The organism is Tolumonas auensis DSM 9187, from assembly GCF_000023065.1.
Taxonomy (GTDB): Bacteria; Pseudomonadota; Gammaproteobacteria; order Enterobacterales; family Aeromonadaceae; genus Tolumonas; species Tolumonas auensis.
In genome coordinates this window covers 3,129,002-3,146,007 of record NC_012691.1, presented here as the reverse complement: position 1 = coordinate 3,146,007, position 17,006 = coordinate 3,129,002, and the positions used below count along the sequence as shown (strand labels likewise).

At 40.3% G+C, this 17,006-nt stretch carries 16 protein-coding genes; all 16 read left to right on the top strand.

Annotation, left to right across the window (positions count from 1 at the left end; translation table 11 throughout):
* The 16 genes from TOLA_RS14685 (at window position 1) to TOLA_RS16720 (ending at window position 16,922) form a co-directional block, all read left to right on the top strand.
* The gene (locus TOLA_RS14685) at window positions 1-2,160 is read left to right on the top strand and encodes a polysaccharide biosynthesis tyrosine autokinase (protein WP_015879907.1); all 2,160 of its coding nucleotides are present in this window, start codon (window positions 1-3) and stop codon (window positions 2,158-2,160) included.
* A 79-nt stretch (window positions 2,161-2,239) separates the two neighbouring features.
* Window positions 2,240-3,295: a UDP-N-acetylglucosamine--undecaprenyl-phosphate N-acetylglucosaminephosphotransferase gene (wecA, locus tag TOLA_RS14680; protein WP_015879906.1), complete on the top strand. Its 1,056-nt coding sequence runs from the start codon at window positions 2,240-2,242 to the stop codon at window positions 3,293-3,295.
* Between the two features lie 498 nt (window positions 3,296-3,793).
* Entirely contained in the window at window positions 3,794-5,065 is a 1,272-nt protein-coding gene (locus TOLA_RS14675) for a flippase (protein ID WP_015879905.1), read from the top strand.
* 44 nt (window positions 5,066-5,109) lie between these two features.
* Window positions 5,110-6,285: an O-antigen polymerase gene (locus TOLA_RS14670; RefSeq protein ID WP_171804918.1), complete on the top strand. Its 1,176-nt coding sequence runs from the start codon at window positions 5,110-5,112 to the stop codon at window positions 6,283-6,285.
* A gap of 265 nt (window positions 6,286-6,550) precedes the next feature.
* The gene (locus TOLA_RS14665) at window positions 6,551-7,648 is read left to right on the top strand and encodes a glycosyltransferase family 4 protein (RefSeq protein ID WP_015879903.1); all 1,098 of its coding nucleotides are present in this window, start codon (window positions 6,551-6,553) and stop codon (window positions 7,646-7,648) included.
* A gap of 362 nt (window positions 7,649-8,010) precedes the next feature.
* Window positions 8,011-8,880: a glycosyltransferase family 2 protein gene (locus TOLA_RS14660; RefSeq protein WP_015879902.1), complete on the top strand. Its 870-nt coding sequence runs from the start codon at window positions 8,011-8,013 to the stop codon at window positions 8,878-8,880.
* A gap of 24 nt (window positions 8,881-8,904) precedes the next feature.
* A complete protein-coding gene (locus tag TOLA_RS14655; RefSeq protein WP_015879901.1) occupies window positions 8,905-9,786 on the top strand; it encodes a glycosyltransferase family 2 protein in 882 nt (293 codons plus the stop codon).
* Window positions 9,787-9,846: 60 nt separating this feature from the next.
* Window positions 9,847-10,926 carry a CapA family protein gene (locus TOLA_RS14650; protein WP_015879900.1) on the top strand — a complete coding sequence of 360 codons (1,080 nt, stop codon included), beginning with the start codon at window positions 9,847-9,849 and terminating at the stop codon, window positions 10,924-10,926.
* Window positions 10,927-10,941: 15 nt separating this feature from the next.
* Window positions 10,942-11,811 (top strand): ATP-grasp fold amidoligase family protein, encoded by an 870-nt coding sequence (locus TOLA_RS14645; RefSeq protein WP_015879899.1) that lies wholly within the window; start codon window positions 10,942-10,944, stop codon window positions 11,809-11,811.
* A gap of 278 nt (window positions 11,812-12,089) precedes the next feature.
* The gene (locus TOLA_RS14640; protein ID WP_015879898.1) at window positions 12,090-12,482 is read left to right on the top strand and encodes a sugar nucleotide-binding protein; all 393 of its coding nucleotides are present in this window, start codon (window positions 12,090-12,092) and stop codon (window positions 12,480-12,482) included.
* An 80-nt stretch (window positions 12,483-12,562) separates the two neighbouring features.
* On the top strand, window positions 12,563-13,567 hold the full coding sequence (locus TOLA_RS14635; RefSeq protein WP_015879897.1) for an NAD-dependent epimerase: 1,005 nt from the start codon (window positions 12,563-12,565) through the stop codon (window positions 13,565-13,567).
* Window positions 13,568-13,650: 83 nt separating this feature from the next.
* Window positions 13,651-14,988 (top strand): phosphoglucosamine mutase, encoded by a 1,338-nt coding sequence (gene glmM / locus TOLA_RS14630; protein ID WP_015879896.1) that lies wholly within the window; start codon window positions 13,651-13,653, stop codon window positions 14,986-14,988.
* A gap of 304 nt (window positions 14,989-15,292) precedes the next feature.
* Window positions 15,293-15,682 carry a hypothetical protein gene (locus TOLA_RS16725; RefSeq protein ID WP_148210457.1) on the top strand — a complete coding sequence of 130 codons (390 nt, stop codon included), beginning with the start codon at window positions 15,293-15,295 and terminating at the stop codon, window positions 15,680-15,682.
* Window positions 15,683-15,684: 2 nt separating this feature from the next.
* Window positions 15,685-16,089: a helix-turn-helix domain-containing protein gene (locus TOLA_RS14620; RefSeq protein WP_015879895.1), complete on the top strand. Its 405-nt coding sequence runs from the start codon at window positions 15,685-15,687 to the stop codon at window positions 16,087-16,089.
* Window positions 16,090-16,092: 3 nt separating this feature from the next.
* A complete protein-coding gene (locus TOLA_RS14615; RefSeq protein ID WP_015879894.1) occupies window positions 16,093-16,557 on the top strand; it encodes a hypothetical protein in 465 nt (154 codons plus the stop codon).
* Between the two features lie 146 nt (window positions 16,558-16,703).
* Window positions 16,704-16,922: a hypothetical protein gene (locus tag TOLA_RS16720; protein WP_015879893.1), complete on the top strand. Its 219-nt coding sequence runs from the start codon at window positions 16,704-16,706 to the stop codon at window positions 16,920-16,922.
* The last annotated feature ends 84 nt before the right edge of the window (window positions 16,923-17,006 follow it).

Genomic DNA, 17,006 nt, shown 5'->3' with positions numbered 1-17,006 from the left:
ATGGCAACCACGACCCCCCCGCAGCAGCAAAACCGTAACACGGCTGAGGTCATCGATCTCGGGCGTCTTCTGGGGCTGATGCTGGATAACAAATGGCTGATCATTGGCATCACCTGCCTGTTTGCACTGACCGGCGTGATTTACGCGCTGTGTGCTACCCCGGTTTATCAGGCCGATGCACTGGTGCAGGTGGAACAAAAGAAAGCTGGCATCCCCGGTTTATCCGATGTCTCTGACATGCTCGGCAGCAGCGATTCTGAAGCCGCCACTGAAATCGAACTGATCAAATCCCGCATGATCATCGGCCAGACGGTCGATGAGCTGAATCTGAATGTACAGATCACCCCTGATTTTCCGTACGGTGCCGGTAAAGGGCTGGCCGCGCGGTTAGGCTGGCAGGCCGGTAAATTGCTGGTCAGCCGTTTTCAGGTGCCGGCCGCCTATGAAGGGCTGCCGTTTGCACTGGAACTGCTGGAAAACGGCGCTTACCGCCTGAGCCATGGCGGTGAAGAACTGCTGCAGGGCAAAGCCGGGGAACTGGCGCAGAGCAAAGACGGCATTTCGTTGCTGGTGGCTGATCTGCAGGGCGAGGCGGGTCAGCGTTTTACCCTGACCAAACTGCCAACCCTGCAGGTGATCAACGATCTGCAGCAGGATCTGATAGTCAGCGAGAAAGGCAAAAAAACCGGCATGCTGGCACTGAGCCTGAACGGCGATGATCGTGACGCGATCCGCTCCGTGCTGGAAAGTGTCGCCCGCAACTATGTGCTGAAAAACATCGAGCGTAATGCGGCGGAAGCGGAAAAGAGCCTGGAGTTTCTGCAATCGCATCTGCCCGGTGTACGCAGTTCGCTGGAAGAGTCGGAACAGAAGCTGAACAGCTACCGGCAGAAGAATGAATCGGTCGATCTCAACCTTGAAGCCAAAGCTGCGCTGGATACCATGGTGTCGCTGGAAACCCAGCTCAACGAACTGACCTTTAAAGAATCGGATATTGCCCAGCAATTTACCAAATCGCACCCGGCCTATATTTCGCTGCTGGAAAAACGCCACACACTGCTGAAAGAAAAAGAGCGCATCAACCAGCAGGTGCAGAAACTGCCGAAAGTGCAGCAGGACGTCTTGCGGTTAACCCGCGATGTGGAAGTCGGCCAGCAAATCTACCTGCAACTGCTGAACAAGGTGCAGGAGCTGAACATCCTCAAGGCCGGCACTGTGGGTAACGTGCGCATCATCGACCATGCGGCGGTGAAAATTCAGCCGGTGAAACCGAAAAAACCGTTAATAGTGGTGATCGCCACGCTGCTCGGCGGCATGCTGGCAGTCGCGCTGGTGCTGATCCGCGCCGCCTTTAACCGTGGGGTGGAAGGGCCGGATGAGCTGGAAAAACTGGGCATCAATGTCTACGCCTCGGTGCCGTTATCCGACTGGCAGCACGAGCAGAGCAAGAAGCAGCAGAAGAGTAAAAAACTGACCCTGCTGGCACAGCATAACCCGGCGGATCTCTCCATTGAAGCGCTGCGTAACCTGCGCACCAGCCTGCATTTCGCCATGATGGAAGCGCGCAACAACGTGCTGATGATCACCGGCCCGGGCCCGTCGATCGGTAAAACCTTTGTTTCTGTCAATCTGGCTTCGGTGATCGCCCAGGGCGAACAAAAAGTACTGCTGATCGATGCCGATATGCGTAAAGGCCACCTGCATCACTATTCGTCGGCTACCGGTAAAACCGGGCTTTCCGATTACCTCTCCGGCCAGAAAGATCTGGCGCAAATCATCACCCACGGCGGACAACCGGGGCTGGATTTTATCGGCCGTGGTCAGGTGCCGCCGAACCCGAGTGAACTGCTGATGCATCCGCGCTTTGCCGCGCTGCTGGAGTGGGCCAGTGCGCATTACGATCTGGTGCTGGTCGATACCCCGCCGCTGCTGGCGGTCACCGATGCCGCGATTGTCGGCCGTCTGGCCGGCACCACCTTCCTGGTGGCCCGTTTTGCCGTCACCGCCGCCAAAGAAGTGGAACTGACGCTGCGCCGTCTGGAACAGAACGGCATTGAAGCAAAAGGCGTGATCCTCAATGCGATGGAAAGACGCGCGGCCGGCTATTACGGCGGCAGTTACGGTTATTACCAGTACAGCTATCAAAGTGCGAAAAACTAAAAAATAACAAGGCAAAAAAACTGAATTCCCCCGCCTGCCGGGGGGCAGACATTTCTGGGATAAGCGGAGATAGAACGTTATGGAAGATGAACTGGAAACCATCATTTCCTCATTTGTCTTCACTTTAATGGCAATAAAAGGTTTAAAACCAGTTGCTGATAAAGTGGGTTTACTGGATGTACCGAATCATCGTAAACAGCATAAAGGGGCAGTGCCGCTGATTGGCGGGGTATCTATTTTCATCGGGGTGGCAATTTCAGCGCTGCTGTTTATGTCATTAGATGCACAGCAAAAGGTGCTGCTTGCGGCATCGCTGGTTATCGTGGTGATGGGGGTGTTTGATGATCTGTATGATTTGTCCGTGCGCCTGCGATTAGGCATTCAGGCCGTCTGCACCCTGATTTTATGTTTCTCGCTGCATGTGTCGCTGGCACACCTGGGCTATATGCTCGGCTTTATCAATCTCAATATTGGTGTGGCGGGCTATGTGCTGGCGATATTCGCCGTCATTGGCGGCATCAATGCCTATAACATGATGGATGGCATCGACGGCCTGGCCGGTTCTATGGCACTGGTTTCGCTGACTGCACTGATTATTCTGTTCGCGGCGGCAGGTGCCACCGTCTATATGAACTGGGCATTAATATTTGCGGTGGCAATCGTGCCTTATCTGTTTGCCAACCTGAAACTGTTCGGCTTTAAACGCAAAATCTTTATGGGCGATGCCGGCTCCATGCTGCTGGGCTTTGTCATTGTCTGGCTGCTGATTCTGGGCACCCAGCAGCAGGAAAAATATTTCCGCACCGTCACCGCACTCTGGATCATCGCTATTCCGCTGATGGACATGGCCGCCATCATGATCCGTCGTATCCGCAAGGGCAACAGCCCGTTCAAGCCGGATCGTAACCACCTGCATCATATCTTCCTGCGCGCCGGGCTCAATTCCCGTCAGGCACTGATGGTGATTGTGGCTGCAGCATTACTGTTCACATCATTCGGTTTAGCTGGGGAATTCTGGCAGGTGCCGGAATGGATCATGCTGGCTGGGTTTCTGGGCTTGTTTGCCGGGTATTATTATTCACTGCACCGGATTTGGAAGATTGTTAGGTGGGTGAAGGCTAAGATTTATAGGTAAGAAATATACCTATTAACGGCGTGACTTATTGATTTTATAAGTTGTATCTTCTTGTTGTTCTATCTTGTTTGAAATCGATTTTTCCTAAGTTAGATAGTAATGACCAACGATGGTTACCTGAAACTCTGATTTTGTTTATAAAACTCAAAACTAAGTTTGTACGTTTATTTTTTCAACATACTCAGTTTCATAAAGCATATTGGTGATCTCAATATATGAGAAGATTTCTGTTCCATATCACATCGGTATTGGCATATTGCGATCAATTTACTGACGGGGAATAAGAATTTTAATATGCTTATAAAGCAGAAACAAAAAATGGCTGCATGAAATAATAAGGCCTCTAGCAAATTGTTATGGACATCGGGGGCATTAATTCGCTCTGAAAGCATTAATGAGTAATATAATTGCAGGACGTCGAATTTTTTTCTGTATCCCTGCAAAATCTACCCGAGTAAAATATGTATTTTATTTTTACCCAAACAAAAGATTAATAAAATGAAGATAAAAAATATTTTTTGGAATTTTCTAGGCTTAGGTTTGCCGCTTTTTGTCGCATTGTTAACTATACCTCCATTAATTAAAAATGTAGGGAATGAAATATTCGGTTTTATTTCATTATCATGGGGTTTAATTGGGTATGCTAGTTTATTTGATTTTGGCATTGGAAGAGCAACAACACAATTAGTAGCCAAGGCATTAGGAAATAGTAATTATCAAACAACGTATAATATATTTAAAATATCGAGAAATTTATCTTTGGTATTTGGTGCTGCTGGTGGGGTTTTTATATATATAGTAGGTTATGCATTTGGTCTAGATTATATAAATTATTCCAATGTACACCATGATGAAGTGCAATATTCATTAGTTATCATTGCTATTGCTATCCCATTGCACTCAATATCAGGAATGTATCGTGGCTTTAGTGAAGCATATGAGAATTTCAAAGCAGTAAGTATTTTGCGATGTCTCCTTGGACTCATGAACTTCATTTTTCCATATTTTGTCTCTATATACACAACAAGATTAGATATATTAATTTTCTCTATTTTATGTTCAAAGTTGGTCGGATTAATACTTTATTCTTTAATTGCAAACAAGACTATCAAGCATCACCCGATCGAAAAAGGATTATCAAATAAAGAGTTAGATACTGTTATAAAGCGTGAATTGCTATCATTCGGTGGTTGGTACAGTGTTAGCTGTATTATAAATCCATTTTTAACTCAAATAGATAGATTTATTATTGGTGGTATGCTCTCAGTAGCAGCTATTGCAGTATATGCAATACCATTTGAGCTAGTCACAAAGTTAACTATATTCGCTAGTGCAATATCTACTGTTGCGTTTCCGCGCTACTCGAAACTAATTGTTGAAAGTCATGCTAAAGCGAAAGATGAATTCAATAAATGGCTAAAACTAGTATCTATATTGATGGCTACAGTTTGCTTACTATTTTTGATACTGTTACCACTTTTCTTAGAGGTGTGGATTGGTGACTCATTAAATAGAGACTCCGTGATAATTGGTCAAATCCTTTGTATAGGAGTATTTTTAAATGCAGTGGGTATTATGTATTTCACTTGGATACATGCCAGGGGCAAATCGAATATTACGGCAAAGTTTCATCTTGTAGAGTTGCCTATATACATAACTCTTCTTTATTTTTTAGTTGATAAGCATGGGGTTATAGGTGCATCAATAGCGTGGACAATAAGAACGTTCATAGACACAACTTTGTTGGCTTGGTATTTTCATAAAAAATGATTGAATTTCTTATATTGATAAATCTAATTGGCTATTTTATTAATATGAAATTTATTGCCAATCCATTTAAAATTTTTTTCATGTTATGGTTTTTTGTTTTTTTAACATTATATTTAACAATAGATGATTGGGTTGAAATTAGTAATGAGTTTATTGTGGTTAACATTACGACATCATTGTCTGTTTTGTTGCTGAGTTATATATTGAAAGGTAAAACAGAATGTTTGCATTCATGGCGAGATGAAAATGCATTAAATGAATTATTTATCAATCGTTATCTATGCTTTGTCTTCCAGATTATATGTTTTATCGGTCTTTTTCTTGCTTATTATAGAGTAAGTCTGTTAATTCCTGATAATATTTTTTCGCCAGTTGGATACACTAAATTGAGGATGTCCATAGGAGATGATACAGTTGATTATGGCATTCTTGCATATTTTTTTACACTTTCATTTATAGTGACATCTTTAACTATAATATTAAGGGTTAGAGGTGAGGTTGGCAGTATTAGATTGATTTTATCAATTATATCATCGTTGTCGTATTGTTATTTATCAACAGGACGAACTTTTTTCTTGATGTTTTTTTGTTTCTCATTTGCACCATTGTTTGTATTAGGGGTAGTTAGACGTCAGCACATAGTTCTCATCAGTATAGTAATTGTACTGTTATTTATCTTGGTTGCATACTTAACAGGAAAAGGTATTAGTGAGGAACAGTCATTCATAGAAAATATTAATAGTTTTCTCGAGAATTTAAGGTCTTATACTATCGCCCCAGTTGTTGCAATGAATATGCTTATAGAACAGATCTCAAACAGCAGTATTTTTTATGGTGAATATTCATTTCGTTTTATTTTCGTATTCTTAAGTAAGTTAGGAGTATATGACGGATCAGTTATGCCGTTAATTAAAGATTTTGTAGATACACCATATCCAACTAATGTATATACAGTATATGACATCTATGTTAGAGACTTTGGTTATTTTGGCTTCGCAAGTGTTTTTTTTATAATGTTTTTTCATTTTGTGTTATATGAGAAATGCATGTTGAAAGGTGGTTTCTATGTTTTTTTGTATAGTGCTTCATTATATCCATTGATAATGCAGTTTTTTCAAGATCAGTACCTTTCACTATTATCAACTTGGATTCAGGTTTCTGTTATTTACTATATTTTAACTAGTTCATCACATCAGGATAATTGCAGGTCTAGAGTGTAACTATTTTTAAGCATGCTACGATTTCAAGGGGTGAACCCCATGTTTTTGCTTTGTCTGCAATTCCCTTTTTACTGATTAAAAATATAAACGATAGATAGTGGCATTAAATTTTGAATCTAGATAGGCTTGTTTGAGTAGTTAGTCTAGCTATCAATGATATTCATTTAGCTAGAAAGGTAAATGCCTCCTCGTGCGGATTTGTAAAACAATGATGCGTTAATCCAATGAGGATTACTTTGTTACCCCATTATCGTGAATTTGACTAATGACCCGAGTTGTTATCTCTGCAAATACCAGTTGGTATCTATACAATTTCCGAAAAGGAACTATTAAAGCCTTGTTGGAAAAAAAATGTGAAGTCATCGCGGTTGCGCCAATTGATGCTTACTCGAAAAAGCTAAGTGAACTTGGCTGCCGGTTTGAGCCGTTGTATATGGATAGGGGTAGTACAAATCCTATAAAGGACTTGTATACCACTTGGAATTACTACTTTATCTATCGTCGTATCAAACCGACCGTAGTATTTAACTTTACTCCAAAAGTAAATATCTACAGCACTCTGGCAGCCAAACTTGTCAAGGCAAAAGTAGTTAATAACATTGCGGGACTGGGTTCGTTGTTTGTTAGTGAATCAATAGCCTCACGTATTGCTAAGTTGCTTTATCGTTTTAGCCAACCTTTCGCAGATTTTGTATTTTTTCAGAATGAGGACGACCGGCAAATGTTTCTTGATGCTGGTGTAGTCAAGCCTTTGTCTACAGGCAGGCTCCCTGGTTCAGGGGTGGATTTGTCCAATTTTGTTCTGACTCCCGCCTTGGATGATGGAGTGGTACGATTCATTCTGGTTGCGCGATTATTACGCGAAAAGGGGGTGGAACTTTATGTCGAAGCTGCACGCCAATTGAAGCAAAAATACTGCAATCTTCAATTTAACCTGCTTGGCTTTATTGATGAAGATAATCCAAGTGGCATTTCTTCCTCGCAAATTGAGCAGTGGCAGCAGCAGGGCGTGATTAATTACTTAGGCACAACAGATGATGTAGCACCGATTCTCGGTGCTCATGATTGTGTGGTGCTGCCTTCATATTATAGAGAAGGAGTACCAAAATCACTGCTTGAAGCAGCAGCCATGGGCAAACCTATCGTCACTACAAATAATGTCGGTTGTAGAGAGACAGTAGAACATGGTCGCAATGGCTTTTTGTGTGTTCCTAAGGATTTGGTTTCACTTATTGATTCTTTAGATAAGATGATTACCATGGGACACGCAGAGCGTTTGAGTTTTGGCTTGGCTGGTAGACGTAAAATGGAAAATGAATTCAATGAAAATATTATCATATTGGCGTATTTAAATCAGTTGTAAATTTGTTAATGCTAATAAATTTATAGAGATTAAATATCTATTTAGCACGCAATGCATGAATTAATTTGCAGGGCTAATTTAAGTTAAAATGATGGTGGTATTGTTTTTTATAAATTGCGAATTATGAAAGTTAGATTTTAGTTGGCTTTTGTTTTTTTCACTACTCTGATTTTGTTAACTATTGAAAGAAGCATCTCTTCCATTAGTTAGTGAAATTGATGTGATGGGGTTTAATATAATTCATGTATTGTAAAAATATTAAAATTTAACGCTGCTATTGGTTTGTTTATTCATTGATAACTCTCTGGTAGAAATGTTGAATATTGATATCAAGCAAAATAAATTACAGAGCGAAGAGAGTTATGCGTAAAAAAAATATTCACTCTATTGTTGTTGTTTATAAGCCGGATGTTTTTCATCTTGAAAAGTTAATATGTGAACTGCTTAAGCAAACAAATTATGTGTACATTTGTAATAATTCAGATGAGGATATTGAGTTTAATGTAGAAAGAGTAGAAGTACTAAATTTTAAACAGAATTTAGGAATTGCAAAAGCTCAATCCATAGGGATGGAAAAAGCTTTTTCTAATAATGCAGACTTCATTATTCAGTTTGATCAAGATAGTTTCCCAGAAAAAAATATGACTGATAAACTTCTTGTTTCATTTGAGTTGCTATTAAATCTTGGCTATAAGATCGGAATAATTGCACCTCAGGATTATAGTTCTATAACACTGGATCCAAGTAAGTCTGCAAGTGGGGATAAAATTGAAATACCTCATTCGGAATCCAATTGCTATTTTGTAGATACTGTTATAAGTAGTGGTTGTATGATATCAAAAGAAACATATCAAATAGTCGGTTCGATGAAAGATGAGCTATTCATTGATTTGGTAGATCATGAGTATTGTTGGCGGACAAAATATAACAAACTTAAAATAGTTAAGAATTTTGATTGTAAATTATATCATCAGTTAGGCAATGGTATAATTAATTTTACTCCACTATTTTCAGTATGCGATTGTGCGCCATTTCGCCATTATTATTCATATAGGAATGCGATTTATTTATATGGTTTTTCATATGTGCCATTAAAGTGGAAGCTAAAATCAATTTTAAAAAACATAATGTTGTTTTCGGTTATTCTTCTTACCATGAATCAAAAAAAACAAAGAATAAAATATGCCATTAAAGGTATTTTTCATGGTTTTAAACGGAAAATGGATTATTAATTTATTTTTGTTGGGTTATATAATATGAAAAAAGTATACTCAATTCTGGTTGCTTACAATCCAGATTTGGATGATTTATATCTTTCAGTTGAAAAATTGCTTAAACAAACTGATATTGTTGTTATATCAAATAACTCTAATTTTAATTTGAATTTTGAAAATGTAGAAAGAATAAAGGTCTTTAACTTTGGTGAAAACTTAGGGATCGCTGCAGCTCAATCTATAGGTATGAAATGGGCTTTTGAACATGGTGCTGATTTTATCATTCAAATGGACCAAGATAGTGTTCTAGATGATTTAACTGTTCCTCGTTTAATAGATAGCTATGCTGAATTGACTGGTAAAGGCTATAACATTGGAGTGATCGGGCCAAGACATTTCGATAAGGTGAATAATCAATTTGATGAATCTCGTTTAGTTAAAGGTATCTTGATACCAGATACTAATTGTGAAATTGTTAATGCAACTATTAGCTCTGCCAGTTTAATTTCAAAGTCAGCATATCAGGTGGCTGGGCTAATGGAAGATTCACTATTTATTGATCTTGTTGATTGGGAGTATTGTTGGCGGTTAAAAAAACTTGGATTCTTAACGGTCAGAAATAATGATATATTTCTCGGTCACCGTGTTGGGAATGGAAATAAAAAAATAATTGGAAAAGTTGATGCTCGTATGCCTTCCCCAGTCAGACATTATTATCATACTAGAAATATGATTCATATGCTTTTTCGTAATTATGTTCCGCTAAAGTTTAAGATATCAAATATTGTTAAACTGATCATGAAGCTATTTATTTATCCATTCGCTTTTGAGGATGGAAAAGAAAGATTTTCATATTTAGTTAAGGGCGTTTGGCATGGGTTTAATGGAAAGTTTGGCAGAATTGATAAAACATATAAAAGCTGAGTAAATTTATTGTAATGTTCCAGATTGATTTTTTTGCTCTAATACTAGAAGAGAGTGATTATGAAGGTTGCATTATTAGGTGATATTGCATTTTTTGGTAAATTCTGTTTATCAAACAACCCTAATGCATTTGAAGTTTTTCGTGATGTAAAATCATATTTATCAAGATTTGATTTTGTGGTTGCGAATTTGGAAGCTCCTTTTGTTGTTAAAGGGAATAAAACTGTTGGCCATAAATCAGCTTATATCTTTTCAGATGGAATAAATGTTGAGTTGCTGAAATTTATAGGGGTTAATGTTGTTAATCTCTCAAATAATCATATATATGATTACGGTGATGCAGGTCTCGAAAATACAATAAAAACATTAGATGAAAATAATATTCAATGGTTCGGAGTAAAAGGAAAAAGTTTATTAATTGATAGTGGTGGAAAGGTTGCTCTACATGGATATTGTGCTTACAACACGAACTCGCTAGGTTTGAAAAAAGACAATGGTGTTAATCCATTGCGTATTCATGATGTCGAAAATACATTAAAAGAAAATCACGACGCCGGTTTTTATAATATTGTTAGTATTCATTCGGGTGATGAGCAAGTAAATTATCCTTCTGTTGAAGATATTAAATTGGCAAGACACTTAGCTTGTGTTTGTCCATTTACTTATTATGGTCACCATCCTCATGTTGCTCAAGGTATCGAATTTTATAAAAATAGTTTAATTGCTTATAGTTTAGGGAATTTTTGTTTTGACGATGTATTCGACCCTAATGGTAATTTGTTAGTTAAACAATCAGCTAACAATAAAACATCTTTTATTCTTGAGGTGGAAATATTCGATTGTGAACTTGCACGCTATGATTTTACTAGCATTTATACCAATGATGATAAAATTCATATTTGTGATAAGATCGAAAATGAAAAAATACATAAATATTCACGTGCCTTACATGTCAACCAAAAGGAATATTTAAGCTTTCGAAAGGAGCTTTTATCTAAAGCTATATGTAATAGAAACTCTAATAGGAGTTTTAAATGGTTTATTAACAGAATTAGAATCTCAACTCTAATTAGATTATTGCTAGTATTTAAAAATAAATATCTACAAAAAAAATATGTAACAAAATATCTTTCCATATAAGGAATACTATGTATTATGGCAAGTTTTCAATATAGACTATTTTCTAAGGTTATTAGATATATTCCATTAAATATTCGTCTGCAAATTTTATATTTTAGACGTTTCCATCATTTTTTTGATAAATCCAAACCAATTTGCTTTTCAGAAAAGTTGCAAATTAGGAAAATAAAAGATAGGAGAAAGCTTCTAGTTGTTGCGGCGGATAAATTGGAATCAAAAAAGTATGTAAAAGGAAAGGTTCCTGAGATATATATCCCTAAAACACTTTGGGAGGGAAATTCTCTAGCAGATGTAAAATTAATTGAATTTAATTCATTGCCATCAAATTATGTTTTTAAAGCTAACCACACAAGTCAAACTATTGAGTTTATTCGTGACGCTAAACATTTATCCATGCCGAGAATGTTAGAACTTGCTTCAAAGTGGTTTAACCATGATCAGTCTGGCTCTTTAGGTGAATGGGCCTATCAAGATATCCCGAAAAAAGTATTTATTGAGGAGTTTCTTGATTTTTCTGGTAATGCTCCTGATGACTATAAGTTTTTCGTATATCACGGCAAAGTAAAATATATCCAACTTGATTCTGATCGTTTCAATCAGCATAGAAGGAATATGTTTGATGTGGCTTGGAATGATCTTGGGTTTGAATTCAGTCATCCGCGAAAGTTACCTTCTCCCCCGAGACCGGAAATCTTAGATAAAATGATCCAATTCGCAGAGAAGATTGGCGAAGATTTCGATTTTATACGTGTGGATTTTTATATTTATAAAGGTTTTGTTACTTTTGGTGAGTTAACCGTTTATCCTGGGGCTGGATTTGAGAAATTCCCAATAAGGTATTGGGATGTTGAGTTTGGTAAATATTGGGAACAATCATATGATTAATTATCTTGGAAAAGATAAATCTATTTTTGTTTGATTTGTAATGTGAATGAGAAAAGGCTTGTTTATTAGGTTTTGATTGGTTATTAGATGATTTGCTCGGTGTATTTATGTTTTGGCTTGTTATTTTTTTTGTGAAATCTAGATAGTTTTTTCTGTCACTTTATTAATTATTGAGAATTTCACTTTATACCTTCAGTATCTTAAATGTAACAATAAGTGTGATGAGGTCGTGTCAAAAAGTATTAATAACCGAGCATAAAGGTTAGGTAGGAAGTTTTTTGGCTAGGTATGCTGGTAATTGGAATATATTAGCTGATCGGGATGAACTGGGTATTATCGATCCGCAGGCAGTTATCGTACGGGTTAAAGAATATCAGCCTGATGTCATCATTAATGCGGTGGTGCATACCGTAGCGGATAAAGCTGAAACAGAAATTGATGCCTCTTATGCTATCAATCGCGATGGCCCGAAATACCTCGCTGAGGCGGCTGTTTCTGTCGGTACAGCAATCATACATATTTCTAAGACACGTTTTTCCAGTGATAAAGATAGGATCTATAGCGAAGCTGATCCGGTAGTGCCACAGGGCATTTACGGCACCAGCAAATTAGCAGCAGGAAACCTTCCAAATCGGTATTGCCAAGACCATCAAATGGTATCTGACCAATAAAAGTTGGTGGCGTCCGCTGGAGAAATAATAACTCTGTCAGGGGCGTCTTTTTAGAGAATTTATTATAGGTGGGATAAAAATTGAAATATCTTGTCACCGGTGCTACCGGTTTTATCGGCTCTAACGTTGTTCAACGCCTTTGCAATGCGGGTCATGATGTTATTGGTATTGATAACCTTAATGATTATTACGAAGTTAGCCTGAAAGAAGCGCGTCTTGATTTACTGTCAAAATTTAAAAATTTCCGTTTTATTAAATTAGATCTGGCAGATCGTGCCGGTATCGCTGAATTATTTGCCAAAGAGAAGTTTCAGCGGGTTATTCATCTGGCTGCTCAGGCAGGGGTTCGTTATTCCTTGGATAACCCAATGGCCTATGCCGACAGTAACATGATTGGTCATCTCACCATTCTTGAAGGCTGCCGTCATAATAGCGTTGAACATTTGGTTTACGCCTCTTCCAGTTCTGTTTACGGTTTAAACAGTAAATTGCCATTCTCTACTGCTGATTCGGTTGATCATCCTGTTTCTCTTTATGCGGCTACCAAGAAAGCCAATGAGTTAATGGCGCATACTTATTCGCATTTGTATGGCATTCCAACCACTGGGCTGCGGTTCTTTACTGTGTATGGTCCATGGGGCCGACCGGATATGGCGTTGTTTAAGTTCACCAAAGCGATACTAGCCGGTAAAGCGATTGATGTTTATAACAACGGAAATCTGAGCCGCGATTTCACCTACATCGACGATATTGTGGAAGGCATCATCCGTATTGCAGACGTGGTGCCAAAAGCGCAGGAAGGCTGGACACCGGAAACCGGCTCTCCGGCCAACAGCTCGGCTCCTTACCGCGTATACAACATCGGTAACGGTAGCCCGGTAAAATTGCTCGATTTTATTGAAGCACTCGAAACTTCACTTGGTATGGTTGCCGAGAAAAACATGCTGCCAATGCAACCCGGTGATGTGCATGCCACTTGGGCCGAAACCGAAGATTTCTTTGCCGCTACCGGCTATCGTCCGCAGGTAGGCGTGCAGGAAGGCGTTGCCCGGTTTGTTGAGTGGTACAAAAGCTACTACCGATAGGCAGTTTAACTCTATCAGTCGTTGTAGCAGAAAATTGCTACAACATAAAAATCAATTCCCGGTAAGCAATAATTCCTACTTTCATGAACAGAAAATATTTTGGCACCGACGGCGTTCGCGGTCTGGTCGGTCAGTTTCCTATTACTCCCGATTTTGCCCTGAAACTGGGCTGGGCGGCTGGCAAGGTGCTGGCTGCCAGCGGCACCCGTGAAGTCATCATCGGCAAGGATACCCGCATCTCCGGTTATATGCTGGAATCAGCGATGGCCTCCGGCTTTGCTGCTGCGGGTGTCAATGTGGCTCTGACCGGCCCACTGCCAACCCCTGCCATCGCTTATCTGGCCCGGACGTTCCGTGCGGATGCCGGTGTCGTGATCAGTGCTTCGCATAATCCCTATCATGATAACGGTATCAAGTTTTTCTCTGGGGCAGGGGTGAAGCTGAACGATGAAGTGGAGTTGGCGCTCGAAGCCCAGCTGACGCAGGATCTGCAGTGCGTCGATTCGGCTCATCTCGGCAAAGCTCGTCGTATCACGGATGCGATTGGCCGTTATGTCGAATTCTGCAAAAGCCAGTTTCCGGCACATTTAAGCCTGGAAGGGCTGCGGGTGGTGGTGGATTGTGCGCATGGTGCGACTTATCAGATCGCCCCGGCCGTATTGCGCGAACTGGGTGCCGAGGTGTTTACCATTGGCGTTGAGCCTTCCGGCGTAAACATCAATGAACATTGTGGTGCGACGGATCTGGTTGCGTTGTCGGCGAAAGTACAAGAATTGCGTGCCGATGTTGGTTTTGCGCTGGATGGCGATGGTGATCGGATCATGCTGGTCGATCATCTTGGCCGGGTAGTAGACGGTGATCAGATCCTGTTCATCCTCGCCCGTCACTGGCATGAACGCGGTGAACTGCGCGGCGGTGTGGTCGGCACACAGATGGCGAACCTCGGTCTGGAAAAGGCGCTGAATGGTCTGGGTATTCCGTTTGCCCGCAGCAAGGTTGGCGACCGTTATGTGGTTGAACTGTTGCACGAACTGGGCTGGCAGTTAGGTGGTGAAAATTCCGGTCATATCCTGTCACTCAGTCATACCACCACTGGTGATGGCATCATCGCCGGCCTGCAGGTATTGCGCACCATGGTTGAACGCGGACAAAATCTGGCAACCTGTTGTGAAGGCATGACCCTGATGCCGCAGGTGTTAATCAACATCCGCTATCAGGGACAACATGACCCGCTGACCAGCGACGCCGTCCGCCAGGCAATGGCACAAGCCGAAGCTGTTTTCGCCGGTCAGGGCCGCATCCTGCTGCGTAAATCCGGCACCGAACCGCTCCTCCGCGTCATGGCCGAAGGCGAAAACGAAACACAGGTTCGTGAAATGGCTGAGCAGATTGCCGCCAGTATCAGAACGGTGACGGCTTGAATGTGGAATCCCGCGCCGCCACAGCACTGATGGCCCGGAAAACCGAAGAGATATTATCGTTGTTAAGGCAGTAACGGAGTGGGATCGCTGAGGCGATCCTGCTGATAGTTAGCGCGGAAATACGAATAAATTCCGGTAAATAGCTGATTGGGGGAGGAGTGCAGAATAAATCCGTATAATAAATTGTTAAACAGTTCCGTCTTACACGCATCCGATTACAGAAAAATTTGCTGTTAATGTGATCAAGTGCAATAATGCATTTGAAGTTTACATATATGTTAACTATCAACCATTGGTAAACAGATTGACTACTGAACTAAGTAAGAAGCACGTTGGGACTCGATTTACAGTTGAACACTGTGATGGAGCAATTGAAAGCTTTGAAGACGCGTTGCTGAGCGTTACGCCTCACGCAAAAAAAGCATCAATCACACGAGCCATTAGACAGTTAATTGTACGTTTATCCGATGGACATCCAATGTCTAAGGAGAACTTTCCTACAGAAGGCGACTTGCCAAAATCCTCAGGAAAGTTTCATGCGTTTAAGAAGGTTCCAATCAGAGCATATTGCTGGTTATCCAAAAAGTATCCAAATACGTATTTCATTAGCCATTACACATATAAAGATAAGCAAAAACTTGACGAAAGAGACACTGAAAAAGTGCGCCGAAACTGGAGAGATAAAGAGGAATAAGTATGAATGCTAAAGACATGTTCCATCCAAAAGATACTTGTTTCAGTGATGCTGAAGAAAGAGCCTATGCACGTGAAGATTTAGTCTTCAACGTTACAGAAGATCTTTTAGTAAAAATGGAAGAGTTAAATATTAGTAAAGTTGATTTAGCCAAAAGACTCGGTAAATCAAAATCATATGTCACTCAAATGTTGAGTGGTTCCAGAAATATGACTCTTTCTACACTTTCAGATATCTGTTTTGCATTAGGCTTTAAACCAGAGGTCAAAATTCCAGTAAAACCTGTTGAGCCAACAACAACCTGGGTTTCTATCGGAAGACCTAAAATTGTTAAGAGTGCCCCTAAAGCTCAACCGGTGAAAAATATTTCTTTAGTCTATAATTCTGAATGGACAAAGGTAGCCTGATTTATGACTCCTGAGTTAAAAAAATGTGTCGATAACCTTTTAATTCAATCAGTAGTTTTAAAAAAACTATTGGTTGAGTTAAATGATGACATAGACGCAGAAGATTTTAGTGACTCCCTATTGGGTCACCCCCAAGAATTGCGTTTTGTTAAGCAAATCAGACAATTTAAAAGTGAAGAAGGCGAGCACTGGATCTATAAATTAAATACAGTCATTGGTATTAGATTTATTGCTGAAGATAACATCGACAAAGACCCTAACGATACAACTATCGATCCAATTTTAGAAATAAAAAGTGAGTTCATCGCACAATACGAATCTGCGTGTGAATTAACTCAAGATGAAATCAACCAATTCAGTGAAAAACATGTTTATTTTCATGTTTGGCCTTATTGGCGTGAAGTAATCCAATCATCCTGTGCAAGACTTGGTATATCGCCACTTATTATCCCTCCTTTAAGAGTTTAACCAACTGTTTAACATGGATGGCACTCCGTGCCGCCATTTAAGTAAAAGCTAAAGAAACCGGCACTAAACATGGCACATTTCCAACCACCAAAGACAATCTGAAAACAAAGTAACTTGCGACTCAAATACAAACAGCAAGGTGAGTTATGAATAGCCGTACCAAAAAATATCTGATTGCCGCTGGGTCTATCCTTGATTTATCGCCAACTGTTCATGTGTTTTCTACAACAGTTAAAAAAGCATATATACCGGTTGATGACGCTGAATCTCTCTATGATGACTGGTCATCTGTTGGTGACGAAATAAAAGGTGCAATAAGAAAGCATGAAAGATCAACAATACAACCAGTTACTGCCGGAAAATAACTCCGGGCAGAAGCAGTCTGCCGCAATGGCTGAGCAGATTGCCGCGAGTATCAGAGCGGTGACGGCTTGAATGTGGAATCCCAC

Excerpts from the sequence above, each read along its gene's own strand:
- TOLA_RS16720 (WP_015879893.1), top strand. The coding sequence starts at position 16,704 with ATGAATAGCCGTACCAAAAAATATCTGATTGCCGCTGGGTCTATCCTT.
- glmM (WP_015879896.1), top strand. The coding sequence starts at position 13,651 with ATGAACAGAAAATATTTTGGCACCGACGGCGTTCGCGGTCTGGTCGGT.
- TOLA_RS14665 (WP_015879903.1), top strand. The coding sequence starts at position 6,551 with ATGACCCGAGTTGTTATCTCTGCAAATACCAGTTGGTATCTATACAAT.
- TOLA_RS14685 (WP_015879907.1), top strand. The coding sequence starts at position 1 with ATGGCAACCACGACCCCCCCGCAGCAGCAAAACCGTAACACGGCTGAG.
- TOLA_RS14675 (WP_015879905.1), top strand. The coding sequence starts at position 3,794 with ATGAAGATAAAAAATATTTTTTGGAATTTTCTAGGCTTAGGTTTGCCG.
- wecA (WP_015879906.1), top strand. The coding sequence starts at position 2,240 with ATGGAAGATGAACTGGAAACCATCATTTCCTCATTTGTCTTCACTTTA.
- TOLA_RS14620 (WP_015879895.1), top strand. The coding sequence starts at position 15,685 with ATGAATGCTAAAGACATGTTCCATCCAAAAGATACTTGTTTCAGTGAT.
- TOLA_RS14650 (WP_015879900.1), top strand. The coding sequence starts at position 9,847 with ATGAAGGTTGCATTATTAGGTGATATTGCATTTTTTGGTAAATTCTGT.
- TOLA_RS14645 (WP_015879899.1), top strand. The coding sequence starts at position 10,942 with ATGGCAAGTTTTCAATATAGACTATTTTCTAAGGTTATTAGATATATT.
- TOLA_RS14660 (WP_015879902.1), top strand. The coding sequence starts at position 8,011 with ATGCGTAAAAAAAATATTCACTCTATTGTTGTTGTTTATAAGCCGGAT.
- TOLA_RS14670 (WP_171804918.1), top strand. The coding sequence starts at position 5,110 with ATGAAATTTATTGCCAATCCATTTAAAATTTTTTTCATGTTATGGTTT.
- TOLA_RS14655 (WP_015879901.1), top strand. The coding sequence starts at position 8,905 with ATGAAAAAAGTATACTCAATTCTGGTTGCTTACAATCCAGATTTGGAT.
- TOLA_RS14615 (WP_015879894.1), top strand. The coding sequence starts at position 16,093 with ATGACTCCTGAGTTAAAAAAATGTGTCGATAACCTTTTAATTCAATCA.